The organism is Saccharothrix deserti, from assembly GCF_009769385.1.
Lineage (GTDB): Bacteria > Actinomycetota > Actinomycetes > Mycobacteriales > Pseudonocardiaceae > Actinosynnema > Actinosynnema deserti.
This window is the reverse complement of the sequence record NZ_VKAB01000033.1, coordinates 1-20,631: the sequence shown is the minus strand read 5'-3', so window position 1 is coordinate 20,631 and position 20,631 is coordinate 1. Positions and strand designations below refer to the sequence as shown.

Genomic DNA, 20,631 nt, shown 5'->3' with positions numbered 1-20,631 from the left:
CGACCTACGTGGACACCTGCACGTTCTTCGCCGGTGAAGGCCGCCGCCTCTACGGGCAGACCGTCCCCTCCGAATGCCCGACAAGCAGCTGTTCACGTTCCGCGATCCGGTCGGCGTCACCGCGTTCATCACCGCCGGCAACTTCCCGGTGGCCGTACCCTCGTGGAGCATCGTGCCCTCGCTCCTGTGCGGTAACTCGGTGGTGTGGAAGCCCGCCGAGTACTCGGCCGCGACCGCTCGGGCGTTCTACGACATCGTCACGCGCGCCGGTCTGCCCGACGGCGTGTTCGACATCGTCTTCGCCGACGGCGCGGAGACGTTCCGGGGCCTTGAGCTGGCCCTGCGGGAACGACTGGTGGACAAGGTCGTTCACCGGGTCGTCCGAGGTCGGCTCGCGGATCGGCGAACTGTGCGGGCGGCACCTCCAATCACCGTGCCTCGAACTGGGCGGCAAGAACCCGATGGTCGTCACCGAGGACGCGGACCTCGACCTGGCCGTGCGGGGCGCGTTGTTCTCCGGGTTCGGCACCGGTGGCCAGCGGTGCACGTCGTTGGGCACGGTGATCGTGCACGGGGACGTGCACGACGAGTTCGTGCGCCGGTTCGCCGCCGCCACCGAGGCCGCCGTGGTCGGCGACCCGTTCGACGACGTCCTGTACGGGCCGATGATGGACGAGAAGTTCGCGCTGGGCTTCGAGGAGCACCTCGGCTGGATCCGCGACCACCACACCGCGCACGGCTCCACCGCGACCGGCCGGATCACGAACACCAACCCGCGCAAGGGTTTCCTCGGCGACCCGGAACGCGGCCTGTTCTACCACCCGGTGATCCTGGACGGCGTGCGGCCGGACGACGACGTGTTCCGGCACGAGACGTTCGGGCCGATCGTCGGCGTCACCACCTACCACACCCTGGACGAGGCCGTCGAGCTCGGCAACCTGCCCGGCTACGGCCTGTCCTGCTCGATCTACACGACCGACCCGGCCAAGGCGTTCGCGTTCCGCGCCGGGGATCGGGGCGGGCATGGGGAGCGTCAACAACTCGACCTCCGGCGCGGAGGCGCACCTGCCGTTCGGCGGTAACGGCAAGTCCGGCAACGGGTCCCGGCAGTCCGGGATGTGGGTGCTCGACCAGTTCACCCGCTGGCAGTCGATGAACTGGGACCACTCGGGGTCGCTGCAGAAGGCGCAGATGGACACCCCCGCCGTCGAGGCCGACCTCGAGTTCCGGCTGGCCTGACCGGGCCGCCGTCGGCGGCGGCGGCCGGGTGATGGGGTGAGCCGTTTCCTTTACGCCACAGGATTTTTCGGGCATGGGTTCCTGCAGGGGCCCGCGATGGGCGCGGTTCGCCGCAGACCCCGGCCCGAGCTGAACATCGTGTGAGGTTGCCGCCGGAGGCGGGGGATACCGCTTGCGGGTGAACAAGGCTGCGCCGTTCGGCGGCGGCTGATTGGATCAGTGGCCATGCGCCCCTTGGTTGCCGTACTCGCCGCCGTGCTAGTGCTGTTCTTGCCCACCGCACCCGCGTTCGCCGCGCCCGTCGCCCTCCAGCCGCCCACAGCTCCCGCCGACGTCGACATCGACATCGACTTCACCGGAACGGTGTCGTTGCGCGGCTGTTCGGGATCGGTGGTCCGGCCGCCGGAACACCAGCCGTCCGACCCCGCGCTGGTGATGACGAACGGGCACTGCGTGCGGTTCATGGGCCCCGACGAGGTCGCGGTGGACGAGCACGCGGACCGGGTGTTCCGCCTGCTCGACAAGGACGGCGACGGCTCTCTCGGCTCGCTGCACGCGTCCCGGCTGGCCTACGCGACGATGTCCGGGACCGACGTCGCGCTCTACCGGCTGACCGCGACCTACGCCGAGGTGGAGGCGTTGGGCACGCGGGTGCTGGAGCTGTCGCCGGACCACCCCGTGGCAGGCGCCGAGATCCGCGTGGTGTCCGGCTACTGGCGCCGGATCTACTCCTGCCACGTGGACGGTTTCGTGCACGAGCTGCGGGAGGGCCAGTGGACCTGGCGCGACTCGATCCGCTACACCAAGCCGTGCGACCCCAAGAGCGGCACGTCCGGCTCGCCGGTGCTCGACGTGGCCACCGGCAAGGTGGTGGCGATCAACAACACCGGCAACGAGGACGGCGAGCGGTGCACGACCAACAACCCGTGCGAGGTCGACGCGGACGGTGAGGTGACCGTGCGCGAGGGCATCCGGTACGGGCAGCAGACCTACCAGATCGTGCCTTGCCTGACCGGGGGCGGCCGGGTGGACCTGACCGCCCCCGGTTGCGGCCTGCCGCGCCCCAAAACCACAAGCTAGGCCGACCGCCGACCGCCGACCCCGCGCCTGCGCGACCTCGCCGCCGTCTGCGGAGCAGCGGCGATCCGACACAACTAGAACCGTTCGCCGGACAGGGCCAGGACCGCCGCCATCGGGTTGCCCAGGTGGTAGTGGTCCACGGCCAGGTACGTCGGGGTCTTGCGGGCGGCGGGCTCGCAGAAGCGGCGGGCCCGGTCGGCGAGCTTGCCGTTGTCCGTGGTCGCGGTGCCGGTGACGGGCACGTCCCGGAAGTGGTTCATCACGAACAGCGGCCGGAAGCCGGGCTCGGTGCGGTTCAGCGGTGTGCTCCAGCGGCTGTAGCAGGACCAGTCCGAGGCGCCCACGCCCGAGCCCATCGACCAGTAGTTCTCCACCGTCCACTCCGGCTGGTACATCACGCCGAAGCTGTCGCGCGGCACCGCGTCACCCGAACGGCCGTGATCGGTGAAGATCATCAGGCGTTTGCCGGTGGCGCGCAACGTGTTCAGGGTCGGCCAGCCGTTCGCCCGCACGCCCGCCTGGTCGGGGCGGAACAGCACGTTCGCCAGGCCGTTGACCCGCGCCAGCTCCGACCTCAGCAGCTCGGCCGAGACGTAGTCCTCCAGGAAGACGGTGACGAACTCGTTCGGGTTGCGGTTGAGGAAGTCGACGATCCGCTGCACGTCCACCCACAGCGCCACCGGGCGGCTGACCCACGTGCAGCTGTTGTGGCACAGGATCGCGCCGTCCGGGGTCTGGTGGATGTCGAGTTGGAACCCGCGCACGCCGTCGTTGAGCTGCTGTTCGATACCGCGCGCCTGGTTGGGGGCGAGGTTGACGAACGGCGGGGCGAAGCCGCCGTCCACGCCGTTGGCGTAGGCGTTGTGCGCGGTGAGGAAGGTGACCTGGTCCAGCCGCCGTTCACCCTCCGCCGGCACGGGCACCCGTCGGGGTGACACCGGGGTGAGGTACCAGCGGTCGGCCCCGGTGCCGACGCGCACCTGGTCCGTGCCGGACGCGATCAGGTAGCGGTCGGCGCCGGGGACCTTGAGCCGGTGGCGGTCGCCGTCGGGCAGCACGTCCCACTGGGCTTCGGCGCTGTCGCAGGACAGCACCACCACCTGGTCACCCTGACGGCCCAGGCACTGGGTTCCTTCGCGGAGGGTGCGGCCGGTGAGGGTCCACTGCTGGCGGTCCTCGTCGCCCTTGGGCCGTCGTTGGAGCACGGACGTGCCCGAGACGCCGGCGTTCAGGCCTGTGGTGACGCTTTGCACGTAGTAGACGCCGTCCGCAGCTCGTGCGGTCGCGGTTGCGGTCGCCGGTGTGGTCGCGGTTGCGGTCAGGGAGGCGGCGAGCGTGACGATCAGGGCTGATCGGGTGGCGCGCATCAAGAAGTCCTCTCGAAGGCTCCGCGGAGGCGGACATCGCACAGGGTAAACGCGAAAGACCTTCAGGTCAGCCCGTCCTAAGGTGGTGGCATGACCGAACCCTGGGGTGACCCCGAGAAAATCCGCCGGATCCTGGCCGATGGCGAGACCTGGGCCGTGATCGGCCTGGCCGACCACCCGCACCGCCCCGCCTACCGCGTGGCGAAGTTCCTCCAGGAGCACGGCAAGCGGATCGTGCCCGTGCACCCGGACGCCGTGACCGTGCACGGCGAGCAGGGCTACGCGACGCTGGCCGAGATCCCGTTCCCGGTGGACGTGGTCGACGTGTTCCGCCGGTCCGAGGCGGCGGGCGAGTTCGCCGACGAGGCGGTGAAGATCGGCGCGAAGGCGGTGTGGTTCCAACTCGAGGTGATCGACGAGGAGGCGTACCAGCGGGCGACGGCGGCCGGGCTGGACATGGTCATGGACCGCTGCCCGGCCATCGAGTGGCCGGCAAACGGACCCCGCTGATCACCGCCGGGCCACCGGGAACCCGCTGAAGCGGGTGGCGACCACCACGACCAGGACCGGCGCCACGAGCACCAACGCGCTCCACGGCTGCGACGCCGCACCGATCCGGTCGCGCAGGAGACCGCCCGCTCCGGAGTACCCGGAGGTCGTCGTCAACGGGCCTGGCGCCGGGCGGTGACCTCGATCTCGATCCGCATCCTCGGGTCGGACAGGCCGCACTCCAGCATCGTCGCGGCCGGGCGGACCTCGCCGAACACCGCGCGCAACGCGGGCCAGCACGGCTCGAAGTCCGTGGCGTCTGGCAGGTAGTACGTCACCCGGACGACGTCGGCGAAGGTGCACTCGGCCTCGGCCAGCGCGGCGCCGATGTTGGCCAGGCACTGCTCGGCCTGCGCGACGACGTCGTCGGAGATGGTCATGGTGGCGTAGTCGAAGCCGGTGGTGCCGGAGACGTGCACCCAGTCGCCGTCGACCACGGCCCGCGCGTAGCCGATCTGCTCTTCGAACGTGGAACCGGACAGGATCGCTCGCCTCATGGCCTCACCCTAACGGTCTAACCTCGGGACCTCGCAGCGGTTTCCGCGCGGTGATGGCGGGTGTGTGCAGCGGTCAGTAGCCTGCGGGTCATGCCGGTCGTCGCGCTCAACGGGATCAACCTCAGCTACCAGGTGGACGGCGAGGGCGACCTCGTCGTCATGGTCATGGGCACCGGCAGCCCGGGGCGGGTGTGGCACGCGCACCAGGTGCCCGCGCTGCGCGCGGCCGGGTTCCGGGTGGCGACCGTCGACAACCGGGGCATCCCGCCGACGGACGAGTGCGCGTCCGGGATGGTGATCGGTGACCTGGTCGGCGACACGGCGGCGTTGATCGAATCGCTCGGCGGGCGGGCGCACGTGGTCGGCACCTCCATGGGCGCGCGGGTCACGCAGGAACTCGCGCTGGCGCGGCCGGACCTGGTGTCGAAGGCCGTGATGCTGGCGACGACCGGCCGGAACGACGCCGTGCAGACCTCGTTGTCACGGGGCGAAAAGGCACTGCACGACCAGGGCATCACGCTGCCGGAACGCTACTACGCGGCGGTGAACGCGGTGCTGAACCTGTCGCCCGCGACGCTGCGCGACCCGATGCGTGCGCAGGACTGGCTGGACATCTTCGAGTTCACCGGTTCGGGCATCAGCAAGGGCGTGCGGGCGCAGATGGAGATGAACGAGTTCGAGAACCGCCTGGACGCCTACCGCGCGATCACCGTCCCGTGCCTGGTGGTGGGCTTCGCCGACGACCGCGTCCTGCCCGCCCACCTGGCCCGCGAGGTGGCCGACGCCATCCCCGGCGCGCGGTACGAGGAGGTGGCCGACGCGGGCCACTTCGGCTTCCTCGAACAGCCGGCCGCCGTCAACCGCCTGCTGGTGGAGTTCCTGACTTCCTGACTTCGACTTCTTGGGGGGCTGAACCGACCGGGGTCGGTCATCCGTGCTGATGCCGTGGAGCAACAGCGCCATGTCGGCGACCCCTGCGCGTTTTGGCACCACCGCCGCGCCGGGCGAGGTGACGACCGACCGTGACCGGTCGACCACGGGAACTCGCCTACCACACGGCTGCGAACGTCGCTACCGTCGATCGCACCCCGGCGGAAGGAGCACATGGACGCTCGACGGGTCGCCCGCACCTCCCGCCTGATCGCCCTCGTCGTGGTGGGTGGCCTGACGTGCCTCGTGCTCGTCCCCGTCGCGATCAACGGCGCCACCGGCGGATCGGCGCCGCGCGTGCTCGGCCCGTACGCGCCCTGGCTGTGGCCGTCGCTGCTCGTGCTGTCCGCTCTCACGGTGTGCCTCGCGGCGTGGGAACCGCTGAGCGCGCTCCTCGTGCAACGACGTCCCGCGCACCCGGCCAACCGGAGGGCCGCGCTGGACCGGGTGGAACGGTTCGTGCGGGCGCGGGTGGACGGGTCGTTGGCCGAGCAGGTGCGGCTGAAGCTCGGTGTCGCGCCACGGGTCGGGCCTCGGCTGCCCATGCGCATCCGCAATCCGTTGGTGGTGGCGGGTGAGCCGGGCGCGGGCAAGACGACGTTGCTGCTGGAGCTGGCCGAAGCCCTGCTGGCGCGTGCCAGGAACGACCCCAGCCGGCCGGTGCCCGTGGTGGTGGACCTCGGCAGGTGGCACCGCGACGACGATTTCGGCGAGTGGCTGCTCCGCGCGCTCGCCGAGCGGTACCGGATCGGGGTGCGGGTCGGCCGGACGTGGCTGCGTGAGCGGAACCTCGTGCTGCTGTTCGACGGGCTGGACGAGCTGTCCGGCGCGGATCGGGTGGAGTGCCTGGCGCGGATCAGCGCGCTGAAGCCGCCACAGGTCGTGCTGTGCAGTGCGGGCAACGAATACGAGCGGCTGCCGCGTTGCGACGTCGTGCAAGTGCAACCGTTGCAGCGCAACGAAGTCCTCGACCTGATCGCCGCGTGCGGCCCTCGTCTGGACGGTCTGCACGACGCGTTGGACAAGCACCCGGACCTGTGGGACGAGGTGCGCACGCCGCTGGCCTTCGGGCTGCTGGCCTTGGCTTACCGGGCCGGGCGCACGGAGTACCGGGGGCTGTTGGACACCTACTTGGTGGAGTCGGCGGCGCGTGTCCCGTCGCGTCCGGAAAGGACGGTGCGCGCGTTGCGGTTCCTGGCGCGCATCGCCCGGCGCAACCGCGATCTCCAGGCGCGGCTGAAGCTGCCGGCGCGGGAGGTGTGGCTGGACTTCGTCGGTCCGGACGCGGTGTGGCGGCTGTTCCGGCGGGCCGCGCCGGGTGCGTTGGCGGGTGCGGCGACCGCGTTGTGCTTCGTGGTGGGTGTGCGGTTGGGGCTGGTGACGGCCGTTGTCGCCGCTCTCGCCACTGTCGCCGTTCCGCGCAGTGCGTTCACGGTGGCGCGTGGGGATCGGCGGCGGGGGAAGCGTTGGGCGGTAACGGGTTTCTTCGTGGGAGCGCTGGTCGCCGGCGGGGTGGCGGTGGTGGGTGGTGTGCTCGGCGCGCAGGTCGCCCGGTGGCCCACGGCGGTCGTGTACGGGTTGGTCGTCGTGATCGCGCTGCTCATCGCCTATGGCAACACGCGTGACTGGTACTGGGCGGTGGCGTGCACGTTGGTGCCCGTCGGCGTGATGGTGGTGGCGGGGCCTCTGGCGGATCTGCTTGCCGGGCTGGGGATCGGGCTGGCCGTGGGCGCGGTGGTCGGCCTGTTCGTCGGTGGTCTGGCCGGGGTGTGGGCCGGTCTGAGCGCCAGACCTGCTACCGGCTTGCGCTGGTTGCCTGCGACGGGTGTGGTCGGTGTGGGGCTGGCGGCGCTCGCGGGTGCGGCCGTTCGGCCGTCGGCGGTGGGTGCGGTGACGGGTCTGCTGGTCGGCCTGGCTTTCACGCCGATCGCGAACCGACCGTTCGAGGGGGTGGCCGAACTGCTCGCCCGACCGCTCGCGCTGGACGAGTTCCCGTTGCGCCGCAAGGCGATCCTCCAGTCGGCGCGGGACCGGGTGCTGCTGGTGGACGAACTCCGGTTCCCGCACAGCCTGGTCCGCGACCACCTCGCCGAGTGCGACCCGGCGGAGGTCGCGGCGAACGTCGAACGCAGGCGCACCGGCCTCACGCCCACCGCGTCCGACCCCACGGCTTGAACACCGACAGCACCGTGTTGAAGATGTAGAGCGTCAACGACACGCACGACGCCACCAGGACGTCCGCGCCCGCCGTGCCGACCGCACCGTCCGCCGCCTCGTGCAGGCCCGAGCGCAGCGAGAACGTCGTCGCGACCACGGCGATGACGGTCAGCGCGAACTTCACCAACACCCACTTGTGCTTCACCAGACCCCACTTCGTGCCCACTGACAGAACCACGCCGGTGGTCAGCGCGGCCAGCGCCAGCGGCAGCACGACGAGGTCGCCGAGCAGTTCCATCGCCTGGTACAGCTGCGGCGCGTCAAACGCCGCCAGCGCCAGCACCAGCATCCCGATCGTGACCCCGAGCCAGCCCACCGACGAGATGACGTGCACCAACAGCCACGACTTACGCGCTTTCGACTTCATGCCGCCCAGCGTGTCCGTCCCCACCCCGTAACCGCGTCCGCCCGACAGCGGCTCCCCCACCTACGCCCCCCGACGTACCCCCGTGTGTCCTACGTTCAGAACGCGTGTGTCCCACGTTCAGAACGCGAGAGTCCTACCTTTAGAACGTGTGTGTCCTACGTTCAGGCACCCCGAGTTCAACACTCGGGTTCGGTCGACCCCTGTCTTGAACGTTGAATTCGGGTGTTCTGAACGTAGGACACACGCAACGCGAACGTAGGACACACGCGGCGTGTGCGTAGGACACACGGGGTGGTGTGGGGGTTAGTGCCAGTGGGGTGGGCGGGTCAGGGGTGGGGGGAGTTTGGTGGTGCGGTCGCCTTTGGCGGCGTCTACCTGGGCCTGGGTGAGGAAGAAGCTGCCGGTCAGGTCGGCGCCGGACAGGTTGGCGCCGCGCAGGTCAGCGCCGATGAAGTCGACCAGGCGCAGGTCCGCGCCCTTGAGGTTGGTGCCGATCAGGTACGCGCCGCGCAGGTTGGACGCCCGCATGTTGGCGCCCTTCAGGTCCTTGCCGATCAGGTCCGCGCCCCGGCGGTTCTTGCCCTTGCCGCGCACCACCTCGCTGGCCCGCAGCAGGAGTGCGTTCGCACGCTCCCAGTACGGCCCGACGTCCAGCGCGAGCAGTTCGTCGGGGGTGCCGGCGGTGAGCGCCTCGATCGTCGCCTTCAGGTCACGGGCGGCCGGGCGCAGTGCGCGGGCGGGCTCCAGGCCCAGCACCTCGGTCAGGTACCAGAGCAGTTCGTGCAGCCGGCGCATCACCGGGAACACGTCGAACATGGTCGCGGCCGACGCCGGGTCGTCACGCCGGCTCGTGCCGCCGAACGTCACCTGCGCCACCTGCTGGCCCGCGCCGAAGCAGTCGTACACCGTGCAGCCGGTGAAACCGGTGTCCCGCAGCTTCGTGTGGATGCCGCAGCGGAAGTCGTCACGCAGGTTCGGGCACGGCGTGCGGGCGGGTTTGTCGATCGCGAAGTCGACCGACTTGGCGAACGCGGGCACCACGCAGCACAGGGCGAAGCAACGGGTGCAGTCGGCGCGGAGGTCGTTCATGCGCTCAACGTGTCCGCGCTCAACATGTCGAGGATCTGCTGCCCGTACTTGGCCAGCTTGTTCTCGCCGACCCCGTTGACCGCGCTCAGCTCGGAGAGCGTCGTCGGCACGGACGAGGCGATCTGCCTCAACGTCGCGTCGTTGAAGATGATGTAGGGCGGGACGCCCTGCTCCCTCGCCTGCGCCGTCCGCCACGCACGCAGCCGCTCGAACACCGGCGTGGCCTCGGCGGACAGCTCCACCTGCGGCGCCGCACCCTTGGCGGGCTTGGCGACCTTGACCTTCGCCGCACGCTCCGGCTCACGCCGCATCAGCACCTTGCGGCCCTGGTACAGCACCTCCTCGCTGCCCGGCGTGACGACCAGCGTCGAGTACTCGCCCTCCACCGCGATCAGGCCCTGCGCCAGCAGCTGCCGGATCACGCCGCGCCAGCCGCTCTCGTTCAGCTCGGTGCCGATGCCGAACACCTTGAGCTGGTCGTGGTCGTGCTGGATGACCTTCGCGGTCTTGCGGCCGAGCAGGATGTCGATCGTCTGCCCCGCACCGAACTTCTGCCGCCGCTCGTTGCGCAGCCGCACCACAGTGGACAGCACCTTCTGCGCGGCCACGGTGCCGTCCCACGTCTCCGGCGGGACCAGGCACGTGTCGCAGTTGCCGCACGGCGTGCCGGACTGGCCGAAGTAGTCGAGCAGCTGCACGCGGCGGCACTCGACCGTCTCGCACAGCGCGAGCATCGCGTCGAGGTGCGCCATGAGCTTGCGGCGGTGCTGCTGGTCGCCCTCGGAATCGTCGATCATCTTCCGCTGCTGGACGACGTCCTGCAGGCCGTAGGCCAGCCACGCGGTGGACGGCAGCCCGTCACGGCCCGCGCGGCCCGTCTCCTGGTAGTAGCCCTCCACGGACTTCGGCAGGTCGAGGTGCGCGACGAACCGGACGTCCGGTTTGTCGATGCCCATGCCGAACGCGATGGTGGCGACCATCACCAGGCCGTCCTCGCGCAGGAACCGGGACTGGTTGCGCGCGCGGGTGCCCGTGTCGAGGCCCGCGTGGTAGGGCAGGGCCGGGATGCCGTTCTGGGTGAGGAATTCGGCGGTCTTCTCCACCGAGTTGCGGGACAGGCAGTAGACGATGCCCGCGTCGCCCTTGTGCTCGGTGCGCAGCAGTTCCAGCAGCTGCTTCTTCGGCTCGTTCTTGGGCACGATCCGGTACTGGATGTTCGGGCGGTCGAAGCTCGCCACGAAGTGCTTGGCCGCGCCGAGGTCGAGGCGTTCGGCGATCTCGGCGTGCGTGGCCCGGGTGGCGGTCGCGGTGAGCGCGATGCGCGGCACCTCCGGCCACCGCTCGTGCAGGTGCGACAGCGCCAGGTACTCGGGCCGGAAGTCGTGGCCCCACTGCGAGACGCAGTGCGCTTCGTCGATGGCGAACAGGGCGATCCTGCCGCGCTCCAGCAGCCGGGTGGTCTGCTCGGTGCGCAGGCGTTCCGGGGCGAGGTAGAGCAGGTCCAGCTCACCGGCCAGGAACTCGGCCTCGACCAGGGCGCGCTCGTCGGGGAACTGGGTGGAGTTGAGGAACCCGGCCCGCACGCCGAGGTCGCGCAGCGCGTCCACCTGGTCCTGCATCAACGCGATCAACGGCGAGATGACGACGCCGGTGCCCTCACGCACCAGGGAGGGGATCTGGTAGCACAGCGACTTCCCGCCCCCGGTGGGCATGAGCACCAGCGCATCGCCGCCCGCGATGACGTGGTCGACGATGTCCTGCTGGTCCCCGCGGAAGGACTCGTAACCGAAAATCCTTCGCAGCACCTCTTGCGAAGCCATCGCGCGATCCTAACCGACCCCTCCGACACTCCCGCCCGGCCGGCCCCTGACCGTCACCTGTCATTTCCCCCTTCCTCGATCGGATCACGCGACACGGCGGCACGGATGCGTGATGATGGGGTGCAGGGGGTGGCGGCCATGGGGGAACTCTCCGGGGACGAAGCCAAAGCGCTCGCCGGCAGTTTGCGGCGGCTGTTGCAGTTGAGCGCGAATCTCGTCGAGCGGGACGGGGACGCGGCGCCGTTGATCGCACGTGTGCGTGAACACCTGGGCTGTGATTTGTCGCAGGTGTTGTCCGTAGCCACGAGGTTCGAGGCTTGGGAGCACGTCAACCTGCACCGCGGGGTGGACGCGTACCTGGCCGCGCACACGCCCGACGCCGAGTGGTTCGGGGTCGGTGGGCAGCACCGGGGCCACGAGGACATCATGGGGATGCTCCTGGCGGCTCGTCACTCGATGGCCTACGAGCTCGGTGCGGCCGATTACGCGACCGCGGCCGTCGGGCCTGAGGAGAGCGTCGAGGTGGTCCAGCTGGGGCTGGTGCCGACGACGGCTCCCGACGGCACTCCGGTGCTGGTGGGGATACGCGGGACCAACGACTACGCGCCGCCGATGTGCCGGCTGGAGGTGCTCGCGGCCGACCGGGCGGCGGCACGGGCGGTCGGTGGTGAGATCGAGCGGTTGATGCGGGAGCACGACGCGTTCCGGCGGCAGGTGTTGTCGTTCGGGGTGAGCGAGCACCGGGGCAACGAGTTGGTGACCTTCCTGCCTCGGCCTTCGCTCGAACCCGACGACGTCGTGCTGCCGGACGGTGTGCTGGACTCGATCGAGCAGCACGTGGTCGGGATCGCGGAGCACTCGGAACGGCTGCTCGCGGCCGGTCAGCACCTCAAGCGCGGCCTGCTGCTGCACGGCCCGCCCGGCACCGGCAAGACGCACACGGTGCGTTACCTGATGAGCCGGTTGCGGGACTGCACGGTGATCCTGCTGACCGGGCAGGCCATGCGGCTGATCGGCCAGGCGGCGGCGTTGGCCCGGAGGCTGCAGCCGTCGATGATCGTGGTGGAGGACGTCGACCTGGTCGCCATGGACCGCGGTTTCGCGGCCGGCCCGACGAACCCGCTGCTGTTCACCCTGCTCGACGCGATGGACGGGGTCGGCGCGGACGCGGACGTCACGTTCGTGCTCACCACGAACCGGGCGGACGAGCTGGAACGCGCCCTGGCCGACCGGCCGGGCCGGATCGACCTGGCGGTCGAGGTGCCGCGACCGGATGCGGACGGGCGGCTGCGGTTGCTGCGGCTCTACGGGCGCGGGGTCGACCTGCGTGCCGATCTGGGGCCGGTGGTGGAGGCGACCGAGGGGGTTACGGCGTCGTTCATCAAGGAGCTGCTGCGGCGGGCCGTGCTGGAAGCGGTGCGTGCCGACGGTGCGGGCGGCGTCCCGGTGGTCGGTGACGAACTCGCCGACGTGGCCCGTGCCATGGCCGACGAACGCCTCTCGCTGACGAACGTGCTGCTGGGTGGGCAACCGGGCCCGGCTGGGCCGCCCGGCGCGGCGCCCTTCGGGCCGGTGCCCGAGCCGGGCACGGTCAACCGCGGGTACTACACGTTCGGCTGACCACGGGGCCACCGAAACGCCCGCGAGCCGGCCGGGTCGGGAGCGGCACTCCAACATCCCCCTTGTGAGGACCGAGGTTGTGGCGGAGCCCGCGACCGGTTGTGGTCACGGGCTCCGGTGAACGTCCTCAGCCTGCCGTCAGGCCGTCCCGCCCGAGTTCTGCGGCGGCACGTCGGCCGGCTCGCGGAACAGGTCGGTGTACGACCGCTGCTCCTCCCGGCGCGGACCGCTCGCATTCTCGGGCCGGTCCGTGTCCGGGTGGCTGAAAAGCTCGTTGAACGTGGTTGACATGTGTTTTCCGACTTTCTTCGCATCCGGTGCGTGCTCACGGCCGGCGATGCCGGGCCGGAGATCCCCGCACGGCGCGAGGGTGTTCGGGTTCAGAAGATATGAAACGCCCCGATGAGAGCCACGGTACACGTCGTGGTGCCGTGGGCGCCACAGCGATAGGGTGGGCGTGTCGGACGCAACTCGCATGACGGCGGTAGAGCCGGCTTCGCCTCCGACGAACCCAGTCCGATCTGGTCCAGATCGGGGGACGGGAGCACCGACATGGCGTCGGGTGCTGATCACGACACCGGTCCGCGCGCGGACCGCAGGTTCCTGCGGATCGGGTGCGATTTCACCTACCGCGCCGAGGTGGACACACCCACGGTGTTCCAGGTGCGACCGGTGCGGGACCAACACGTGCGAGTGACCGATGAACGGCTGTCGGTCGAGCCGGACGTCGCCATGCGCCACTACGTCGACCTGTACGGCAACCTGTGCTCACGCGTCGTGCTGCCGAGCGGTCTGTCCACAATGCACTACAGCGCGCTGGCCGAAGTGCCCGACGCGCCGGAGGAAGCCGACGAGGACGCGCCCGAGATCGCGCCCGACGACCTCTCCGACGACGTGCTGCACTACACGCTGCCCAGCCGCTACTGCCTGCCCGACGTGCTCGCCGACGAGGCGTGGCAGCGGTTCGGCGCGCTCCCGCCCGGTTACCGCCGGGTACAGGCGATCTGCGCGCACGTCCACGAGCACCTGAGCTTCGACTACGGCAGCTCCACGCCGCTGTCCACGGCGGCCGACGTCAACGCGTCCGGCGTGGGCGTGTGCCGCGATTTCGCGCACCTGGCGATCTCGTTCTGCCGTGCGCTCAACATCCCGGCTCGGTACGTCTTCGGCTACCTGCCGGACCTGGACGTGGCGCCCGACGGTGCGGCGATGGACTTCGCGGCGTGGGTGGAAGTACGGCTGGGCGACCGCTGGTGGACGTTCGACCCGCGCAACAACACCCGCCGCAAGGGCCGGGTCGTGATCGGGCGCGGCCGGGACGCCGCCGATGTCGCCATGGCCACCACGTTCGGCGGCCCGGCGTTGGAATCGATGGTCGTGCACGCCGAGGAAGACTTCGCGCCCGCACGGCGGTAGCCAGCCAGCCCGTAAGCCCGCCGGCCCGCCCGTCACGGCGAGGAATCGTCGCACCATCCACTGAGGACTTCCCGCGTGGTCCCCACCAGAGAGGTCCCCGCTCCATGGCTCGCACCTACGGTTTCCTCAGCACGTACGCACCGACGCAGTGCGGCCTCGCCACGTTCACCGCCGCCCTCCTCACGCACCTGGTCGCCGCGACACCGGGCAGCGAGGGCCGGGTGGTGCGCGTCCTGCCCGCGGCGGACCGCTCACCGGTCACCGGAACCCCTGTGGTGCACCAGATGACGCCCGGCGCGGTCGAAGCCGCCGCCGACGAGCTCAACCGCTGCGACGTGGCCGTGGTGCAGCACGAGTACGGGATCTACGGCGGCGTGGACGGTGACGACGTGCTCGGCGTGCTCGCCCGGCTGCGCGTGCCGGTGATCGTGGTGCTGCACACGGTCCTCAGCGCGCCCACACCCGGTCAACGCCGGGTATTGGACGAGGTCGTGGCCCACGCGGACACCGTGGTCACCATGTCCGAGGAGGCGGCGCGCAGGCTCCGGACCGGTTACGCGGTCGAACGGCCGGACGACGTCGTCGTGATCCCGCACGGCGCGCTCACCGTCGGACCGGCCGCCCGGACGGGTGCCGGGCCGATGATCCTCACCTGGGGTTTGATGGGTCGCGGCAAGGGCGTCGAGTGGGGCATCTCGGCCATGCACGCGCTGCGCGACCTCAAGCCGCGCTACGTGGTGGCCGGCCCGACCCACCCGAACGTGTTGGCGCAGGAGGGCGAGACCTACCGCCGGAACCTGCGCAACCGCATCGCCACGTTCGGCGTCGCGGACCTGGTCGAGTTCGACCCGACCTACCGGGAGGCCGGCGCGCTGGCGGAACTGGTCTCCCAGGCCGACGTGGTGCTGCTGCCGTACGACTCGACCGAGCAGTCCACCTCCGGTGTGCTCGTCGAGGCACTGGCCGCGCGCAGACCGGTGGTCGCGACCGAGTTCCCGCACGCGGTCGAGCTGCTGGCAGACGGCGCGGGCCTGCTGGTACCGCACCGCAACCCGTCCGCGATCGCCTCCGCGCTGCGGCTGGTGCTGACCGAACCGCACCTCGCGGCCAGGATGACCGCCAAGGCGGCACGGCTCGCGCCCGACCTGGGCTGGCCGGCCGTCGCGAACCGCTACCGCGCCGTGGCCGAACGCCTGTCGGCCGCCCGCGTCGTCGTCACCACCTGACCGGCCCGAACTTCGCCCGCCGGCTCTCAGCTGAGCGACGCCCCCGCTGTGGTCACCCCGACCTGTTCCGCACCGCCCTCCGCACACCCGCCACTCCCCCGAACGGGTGACCCGCGACGGCGTGGGAACTAATCGGGGGCCGGGCGGGTTGTAAGGAGTGGTCGTCAATTTTGTGTCCGTGTTTCCACAGCAGTTTCGCGGAATGATGTTGCGGACGAGTTCTTTTTTTGCCTTGCGGGACAAGCTGGAGAAGTCGTCGTCTGAAATCCGACCCGGAGCCGCGACCAGCGGCGCCGCCTCCAGCACCGTCAAGGAGAAGATCATGATTCAGGGAACCGTGAAGTGGTTCAACGCGGAAAAGGGCTTCGGCTTCCTCACCCGTGAGGGCGGCCCGGACGTCTTCGTGCACTACTCCGAGATCGAGGGCTCCGGCTACCGCAGCCTCGAGGAGAACCAGCGCGTCGAGTTCGACGTCAACCAGGGCCCCAAGGGTCCCCAGGCCGTCGGCGTCCGCGCCATCTGACCTCCCGCACTTGCTCCTACCAGCTTCGATGCTGACGGAGACTCGGAAAACCGCCGCACCTCGATCCCAGCTGGGGTCGAGGAGCGGCGGCGTTCGTCGTATCTGATCCGCGTATCCGATCCGCGCACGTTCCACACGTTCCGCACACCGATCGCCCGAGACCCCGGCGGCGGAGACCCTGTCACCGCATGCACGGAGGTATTGCTCGTGAGTGAAGCAGTCCGGACCAATCCACCCCTGGATCGTTCCCGCACCGCGCCGGAACCGATGCTGGCCGGCGAGAAGTCCTCGACCCAGGTGTTCCTGGTCAAACTCTTCGTGGTCGTCCCGGCCCTCGCCCTGGCCGCGGCCGTCCCGCTCGCCTGGGGCTGGGGCCTCGGCTGGCTCGACATCGGCCTCGCGCTGTTCTTCTACACGCTGACGTGCCTCGGCGTGACGGTCGGCTTCCACCGGTACTTCACCCACGGCGCGTTCACCGCCAACCGCGCCCTGCGGATCGCGCTCGCCGTCACCGGCAGCATGGCCATGCAGGGCCCGGTCGTCGACTGGGTCGCCGACCACCGCAGGCACCACGCCTACGCCGACCGCGACGGCGACCCGCACTCCCCGTGGCGCTTCGGCACGTCGGCGAGCGCGCTGGCCAAGGGGTTCTGGCACGCGCACCTGGGTTGGCTGTTCGAACGGGAGCAGACCAACGCGGCGCGCTTCGCACCCGACCTGCTGGCCGACGCGGACATCAGCAGGGTGAACCGCTGGTTCCCGGCGCTGACCGTGGTGACGCTGCTGTCGCCCGCCGTCATCGGCGGCCTGGTGACGTGGAGCTGGTGGGGCGCGCTGACCGCGTTCTTCTGGGCGGGCCTGGTGCGCGTCGCCGTCCTGCACCACGTGACGTGGTCGGTGAACTCCATCTGCCACATGATCGGCGACCGCCCGTTCACCGCGAGGGACAAGTCGGCCAACTTCTGGCCACTGGCCATCGCCTCGATGGGCGAGTCCTGGCACAACTCCCACCACGCCGACCCGACGTGCGCCCGACACGGCGTGCGCCGCGGCCAGATCGACATCTCGGCCCGCCTGATCTGGGTTTTCGAAAAACTGGGCTGGGCCACCAAGGTCCGCTGGGCCAGGCCGGAACACCTGGCCCGCAAACTCAAGCCCCGCGCGGCCTGATCACCACGGCACAGCGATGTGCCGAGAACGCAACCCGCCCGCCGTCGATTCCCCGACGGCGGGCAGGCTGCGTTCGGAGGACGGTGAAGAGGGCCGAGGCCGCTGACGGAGAGCGCCCGCCGTGTACGGTGGGTGGCGGCGGGAACCGTTCGAGCATCAGCAATCGTGTTGCCGGTTTCCCGATGCCATCTCGCATCGCCCGCAGGCGTGACCCTGTTCGTCCGGCGGTGGAACACCGCGCCGGCAGGTCGATCGACGTGCTCCGGGCGTGCGGACAGGACAGATCCGATGAATCAAGGCATGCCCACGATCGAGTCGAACGCCCGCACCGCGGAAGCCGAGGCGACCGCGTGCGCCGTGTGCCCGCACCCGTGGGCCGCTCACGACCGGATCGCGATGCGCTTCTGCACCGCGACCACCACCGAGAACCACAGCCGGGGATGCGTCTGCACCACCGGTGGATGACCCGGGAGGGTCACCAGGCGGGACGGCTCCGGTAGGCCGTTTCCTGCTCCTCTTCCTCCACCCGCGCCTCGCGCCGGACGACCCGGGGCGGCGCGGCGGCGACGGTGGCGGGCTCCTGCGGAGGCTCGTCACCGAACACCCGCCGGTCCTCCGCCAGCACCTGGTCCAGCAACTTCGTGTCGCCCAACGCCGAGCGCACCACCTCGGCCTGCTTGCGGGCCGCGTCCGCGCGGGCCAGCGCGATCGTCCGCAGCGTGGTGGACGACAGCACCGCCGGGTCGGTCGTCCGGACCGCGGCGCCGAACGTGATCGACTTGACCGCGCCGTCCGACCCGGCGACCACGGTCACCACGCCGTCAGCGGACGTCGCCGCGCCCACGACGTCCTTCAACCCCTCGGCCATGCGCTGGTAGGACTCCGCGCGCAGCCGGTTGTCGGCCGCGGCCGTGTCGATGGCCTCGATGCGGCGCAGCAGGATGTCGGCGGACTCGCTCACCGGGCCACTCCCCCGTCCGGTCGGATGGTCTTGAGGAACGCCTGGAAGTCGCCCACCAGGTTCTCGAACTGCTCCGGCGTCGCGCTGAGCACGATCTCCAGCACCGCGCGCCTGCGTTCGTCGCGCACGTCCGGCATGGCCAGGAACACCTGCAGCTGCACCAGTTCCACCGGCCGGCCGTTGATGGGCGCGGTCATCCGCACGACCTGCGTGTAGGCGGACTCCAGCTCGTTGCGGCGCCCGATCTCGACGGTGCCGAGGCCGCGCTGCAGCCGTGCCGCGGCCTCCTCCGCCACCTGCGCCAACGTCGCGTCGTCGGTGCGGACCTCGCCGCTGATCGTCACGTTCGCGGTGAACCCGGCGCTGGAGCCGGGGTGCAGCGCGACGAACGCCGCCTGCGGCGCGCCGACCTCGTCGGGAGGAGCCGAGAGCCACCCGTCGGGCAACGAGAACTCGATCGGCACCGGAAGGGTGGTGGCCATGCGTGGGTCTCCTCGTGCGGTCGTACAGGTCATGCGGGTCGTGCCGGCCGTGCGGTCGTAGTCAGTGGCGCGGTCGGCGGCGTGGTCAGGGGCGCGGTCAGCGGCCGAACAACCGGCCGATCGTGCGGCCGGCGCTCTCCGCCGCGTTCTCGACACCGCGTCCGACGTCCTTGGCGATGTCGCCCACGTCGTCCGCGACGTCGACCACCGTCTCCACCACCTGGACCGGGTCGACGCTGACGTCGAACCCGACCTTGCCACCCACGCCGAACGCGAGCCCCACCGACCCGCCGACGTGGAACTTGCCGTCCTCGCCGACGCCGAACTGGCCGCTCGCGTGGCCGCCGATACCCGCCCACGCCTCGCCGTTCGCGCCCGCGCCGATGCCCGCGACCTCCGCGCCGACCTCGCCGGACGCCTTGGCGCCCGCGAACGCCTCCGCGTTGCCCTTCGCGCCGAGGATCCCGACGCTGCCCTTGACCTCGCCGCCCACGCCGACCGTGCCCTCGGCGCTGCCCGAGACGCCGGCGTGCTGCCCGAGTTTGATCTCGCCCTCGGCATAACCACTGGCCAGGTACGCGCCCGCGTGCGCGCCGACCGTCACGCCCGCGTAGCTCGCGGTGGCGGTCGCCCCGGCCTCCGCGCCGAGCAGCGAGCCGCCGACCTTGCCGTTGCCGGAGATCGGGCCGGCCTCGAAGTCGCCGTCCTCCTCGCCGTGCGCGACGTCGACGTGCCCGTCCTTCCCCCACTCGCGTTCGTGCAGGTCGATGCCGACCTTCTCGGCGACCTCGCCGATCACGTCGGTGAGCAGGCGCTTGGACTCCTCGCTGGACTTGCTCTCGTACGAGCGCCCGTTCACGCCGTACTGCCAGCCGCCCGTGTCCTCGCCGTCCTCGTCCGTCTCGCGGTGCGAGGCGCCGAACTTCTTCTTGCCGAACGTCTTCTTGTAGCCGCCCTTGCCGTCGGACTCCCAGCCGAGCGCCTTGGCGACCACGTCACCGATGCCGGACAGCCCGCTGCGGGCGTCGTCGAGGACCTTCTGCGCGTTGGCCGTGCCCGCCTGGCCGGGATCCTGGAACGGGGCCGTCGTCGCGCCGGAGAGCACCATCGCGTCGTGCTCGGCGGCGGCCAGGCGGGTCGCGGCCTGGGCCTCCAGGTACATCTCGATGGCCCGCTGCGCCTCGCTCTGGCTCTTGACCAGCGCGTCGCCGTAGTCGGCCAACAACCGGCCGCCGCCGCCGAGGTCTTCGCCGGCCTGGAGCCAGCGCGGCGGTTCGGCGGCGAAGACGGACCGGAACGACGCGCTCGCGTCACCGCTCCAGGCGCCGGGGTCGACCCGGCCGAGGTCTTCGGCGACCGCCACCACCGTCCGCAACGTCTTCACCAGCTGACGCAGGTCGCCGGTGAGCAGCTCGGGCTCGCCGGGGATGAGCGCCTTGGGGTCGTTCGTCTCGCCGAGTCGTGCCGCCATCAGGACACCGGGCCTTCACGGTCGACGGGCTTCAGCGGGGTCGTCTCGGTGACCAGGCGTCGCGAGATGTCGGCGCCGCTCACCGCTCCCCCGAGCCGCCCGAACCCGGCCGCACCGTCACCGTCGACGTCCACATAGGACGAAGCGGCGGCGCGGAGCCCGACGGCGTGCTCGTCGGCCTGCTGCCGCAGCCGTTCGACGTACGCCTTCATCTCCTCGATGAACTGCTCCCAAGCACCGGCGACCCCGGCGTGCCCGTACTCCCCGCCGGGCCCGCACCACACCATGCCCGCCGTCTTGTCGCCCGCGTCGCCGATCTCACCGGCCGCCCGCCGCAACTCCTCGGGAACCGCCCCGAACCCACCCATGTCCCCACACCCGTCCACTCGACACCCACGCCGTCGGTCGTCGGCGCAGGCGCGTCGGTCAGCCCTGCAGGTGACACCTATACCGGAGGCGGAGTGGGCGCGCAGGCATTTGCCCTCTTGGTCAGACTGCGGTGAGACACCTCGTGTGAGGGGTGGGTTCACGCTTGGGGGTGGGATCGGAGATCCTGATGAACGTGTCCACAGCACCTGACAGGCAACCTCGTCGCGCGACCGGCGGT

At 70.7% G+C, this 20,631-nt stretch carries 23 protein-coding genes and 1 pseudogene; 13 read left to right on the top strand and 11 right to left on the bottom strand.

Annotation, left to right across the window (positions count from 1 at the left end):
- Window positions 1-73: 73 nt before the first annotated feature.
- The 4 genes and pseudogenes from FM051_RS53395 to FM051_RS38040 form a co-directional block, all read left to right on the top strand.
- Window positions 74-265, top strand: a pseudogene (locus FM051_RS53395) (aldehyde dehydrogenase family protein); the annotation flags it as partial.
- Between the two features lie 64 nt (window positions 266-329).
- The gene (locus tag FM051_RS38045; protein WP_274383858.1) at window positions 330-1,082 is read left to right on the top strand and encodes an aldehyde dehydrogenase family protein; all 753 of its coding nucleotides are present in this window, start codon (window positions 330-332) and stop codon (window positions 1,080-1,082) included.
- On the top strand, window positions 1,024-1,239 hold the full coding sequence (locus FM051_RS52335) for an aldehyde dehydrogenase family protein (RefSeq protein WP_238412946.1): 216 nt from the start codon (window positions 1,024-1,026) through the stop codon (window positions 1,237-1,239). Before FM051_RS38045 ends, FM051_RS52335 begins: the two co-directional genes overlap by 59 nt.
- 225 nt (window positions 1,240-1,464) lie before the next feature.
- Window positions 1,465-2,319, top strand: a complete 855-nt coding sequence (locus FM051_RS38040; protein ID WP_158851969.1) for a S1 family peptidase — start codon at window positions 1,465-1,467, stop codon at window positions 2,317-2,319.
- 74 nt (window positions 2,320-2,393) lie between these two features.
- On the opposite strand, the gene FM051_RS38035 is transcribed toward FM051_RS38040, so the two are convergent.
- A complete protein-coding gene (locus tag FM051_RS38035) occupies window positions 2,394-3,686 on the bottom strand; it encodes a PI-PLC domain-containing protein (protein ID WP_158851968.1) in 1,293 nt (430 codons plus the stop codon).
- A 90-nt stretch (window positions 3,687-3,776) separates the two neighbouring features.
- Here FM051_RS38035 and FM051_RS38030 point away from each other — a divergent pair, with 90 nt between their 5' ends.
- Window positions 3,777-4,196: a CoA-binding protein gene (locus tag FM051_RS38030; RefSeq protein WP_158851967.1), complete on the top strand. Its 420-nt coding sequence runs from the start codon at window positions 3,777-3,779 to the stop codon at window positions 4,194-4,196.
- Here FM051_RS38030 and FM051_RS38025 read toward each other — a convergent pair whose 3' ends face one another.
- Together FM051_RS38025 and FM051_RS38020 are read right to left on the bottom strand one after the other, a co-directional pair.
- Complete coding sequence (locus tag FM051_RS38025) at window positions 4,197-4,352, bottom strand: hypothetical protein (protein ID WP_158851966.1); 156 nt, start codon at window positions 4,350-4,352, stop codon at window positions 4,197-4,199.
- Window positions 4,349-4,732, bottom strand: coding sequence for a RidA family protein (locus FM051_RS38020; protein WP_158851965.1), 384 nt, complete (start codon window positions 4,730-4,732; stop codon window positions 4,349-4,351). The genes FM051_RS38025 and FM051_RS38020 overlap by 4 nt, the downstream gene beginning before the upstream one ends.
- 90 nt (window positions 4,733-4,822) lie before the next feature.
- Here FM051_RS38020 and FM051_RS38015 point away from each other — a divergent pair, with 90 nt between their 5' ends.
- A complete protein-coding gene (locus FM051_RS38015) occupies window positions 4,823-5,623 on the top strand; it encodes an alpha/beta fold hydrolase (protein ID WP_158851964.1) in 801 nt (266 codons plus the stop codon).
- 213 nt (window positions 5,624-5,836) lie between these two features.
- Window positions 5,837-7,837 (top strand): NACHT domain-containing protein, encoded by a 2,001-nt coding sequence (locus FM051_RS38010; protein ID WP_158851963.1) that lies wholly within the window; start codon window positions 5,837-5,839, stop codon window positions 7,835-7,837.
- Here FM051_RS38010 and FM051_RS38005 read toward each other — a convergent pair.
- The 3 genes from FM051_RS38005 to recQ all read right to left on the bottom strand — a co-directional run bounded on the left by FM051_RS38005 (window position 7,806) and on the right by recQ (window position 11,155).
- The gene (locus FM051_RS38005; RefSeq protein WP_202919226.1) at window positions 7,806-8,306 is read right to left on the bottom strand and encodes a hypothetical protein; all 501 of its coding nucleotides are present in this window, start codon (window positions 8,304-8,306) and stop codon (window positions 7,806-7,808) included. The genes FM051_RS38010 and FM051_RS38005 overlap by 32 nt on opposite strands.
- Window positions 8,307-8,549: 243 nt before the next feature.
- Complete coding sequence (locus FM051_RS38000; RefSeq protein ID WP_158851962.1) at window positions 8,550-9,335, bottom strand: pentapeptide repeat-containing protein; 786 nt, start codon at window positions 9,333-9,335, stop codon at window positions 8,550-8,552.
- Entirely contained in the window at window positions 9,332-11,155 is a 1,824-nt protein-coding gene (gene recQ, locus FM051_RS37995) for a DNA helicase RecQ (protein WP_158851961.1), read from the bottom strand. Before recQ ends, FM051_RS38000 begins: the two co-directional genes overlap by 4 nt.
- A gap of 105 nt (window positions 11,156-11,260) precedes the next feature.
- Here recQ and FM051_RS37990 point away from each other — a divergent pair, with 105 nt between their 5' ends.
- The gene (locus tag FM051_RS37990) at window positions 11,261-12,775 is read left to right on the top strand and encodes an AAA family ATPase (RefSeq protein WP_338019516.1); all 1,515 of its coding nucleotides are present in this window, start codon (window positions 11,261-11,263) and stop codon (window positions 12,773-12,775) included.
- A gap of 138 nt (window positions 12,776-12,913) precedes the next feature.
- Here FM051_RS37990 and FM051_RS37985 read toward each other — a convergent pair whose 3' ends face one another.
- The gene (locus tag FM051_RS37985; protein ID WP_158851960.1) at window positions 12,914-13,066 is read right to left on the bottom strand and encodes a hypothetical protein; all 153 of its coding nucleotides are present in this window, start codon (window positions 13,064-13,066) and stop codon (window positions 12,914-12,916) included.
- Window positions 13,067-13,327: 261 nt separating this feature from the next.
- Between FM051_RS37985 and FM051_RS37980 the strand changes: the two genes are divergently transcribed.
- From FM051_RS37980 to FM051_RS50900, 5 genes are all read left to right on the top strand, one after another.
- The gene (locus tag FM051_RS37980; RefSeq protein ID WP_158851959.1) at window positions 13,328-14,191 is read left to right on the top strand and encodes a transglutaminase-like domain-containing protein; all 864 of its coding nucleotides are present in this window, start codon (window positions 13,328-13,330) and stop codon (window positions 14,189-14,191) included.
- Between the two features lie 104 nt (window positions 14,192-14,295).
- Window positions 14,296-15,417 carry a glycosyltransferase gene (locus FM051_RS37975; protein ID WP_158851958.1) on the top strand — a complete coding sequence of 374 codons (1,122 nt, stop codon included), beginning with the start codon at window positions 14,296-14,298 and terminating at the stop codon, window positions 15,415-15,417.
- A 322-nt stretch (window positions 15,418-15,739) separates the two neighbouring features.
- Entirely contained in the window at window positions 15,740-15,940 is a 201-nt protein-coding gene (locus FM051_RS37970; protein ID WP_158851957.1) for a cold-shock protein, read from the top strand.
- 267 nt (window positions 15,941-16,207) lie between these two features.
- Window positions 16,208-17,110, top strand: a complete 903-nt coding sequence (locus FM051_RS37965) for an acyl-CoA desaturase (protein ID WP_158852058.1) — start codon at window positions 16,208-16,210, stop codon at window positions 17,108-17,110.
- Window positions 17,111-17,410: 300 nt separating this feature from the next.
- A complete protein-coding gene (locus FM051_RS50900) occupies window positions 17,411-17,575 on the top strand; it encodes an RGCVC family protein (RefSeq protein WP_202919225.1) in 165 nt (54 codons plus the stop codon).
- A 10-nt stretch (window positions 17,576-17,585) separates the two neighbouring features.
- Here the strand turns inward: FM051_RS50900 and FM051_RS37960 are convergent, their stop codons facing one another.
- From FM051_RS37960 to FM051_RS37945, 4 genes are all read right to left on the bottom strand, one after another.
- Window positions 17,586-18,071: a YbaB/EbfC family nucleoid-associated protein gene (locus tag FM051_RS37960; RefSeq protein WP_238412945.1), complete on the bottom strand. Its 486-nt coding sequence runs from the start codon at window positions 18,069-18,071 to the stop codon at window positions 17,586-17,588.
- Window positions 18,068-18,553 (bottom strand): hypothetical protein, encoded by a 486-nt coding sequence (locus FM051_RS37955; protein ID WP_158851956.1) that lies wholly within the window; start codon window positions 18,551-18,553, stop codon window positions 18,068-18,070. Before FM051_RS37955 ends, FM051_RS37960 begins: the two co-directional genes overlap by 4 nt.
- A gap of 97 nt (window positions 18,554-18,650) precedes the next feature.
- Window positions 18,651-20,024, bottom strand: a complete 1,374-nt coding sequence (locus tag FM051_RS37950) for a putative T7SS-secreted protein (RefSeq protein ID WP_158851955.1) — start codon at window positions 20,022-20,024, stop codon at window positions 18,651-18,653.
- Window positions 20,024-20,392 (bottom strand): WXG100 family type VII secretion target, encoded by a 369-nt coding sequence (locus FM051_RS37945; protein ID WP_202919224.1) that lies wholly within the window; start codon window positions 20,390-20,392, stop codon window positions 20,024-20,026. Before FM051_RS37945 ends, FM051_RS37950 begins: the two co-directional genes overlap by 1 nt.
- Between the last annotated feature and the right edge of the window lie 239 nt (window positions 20,393-20,631).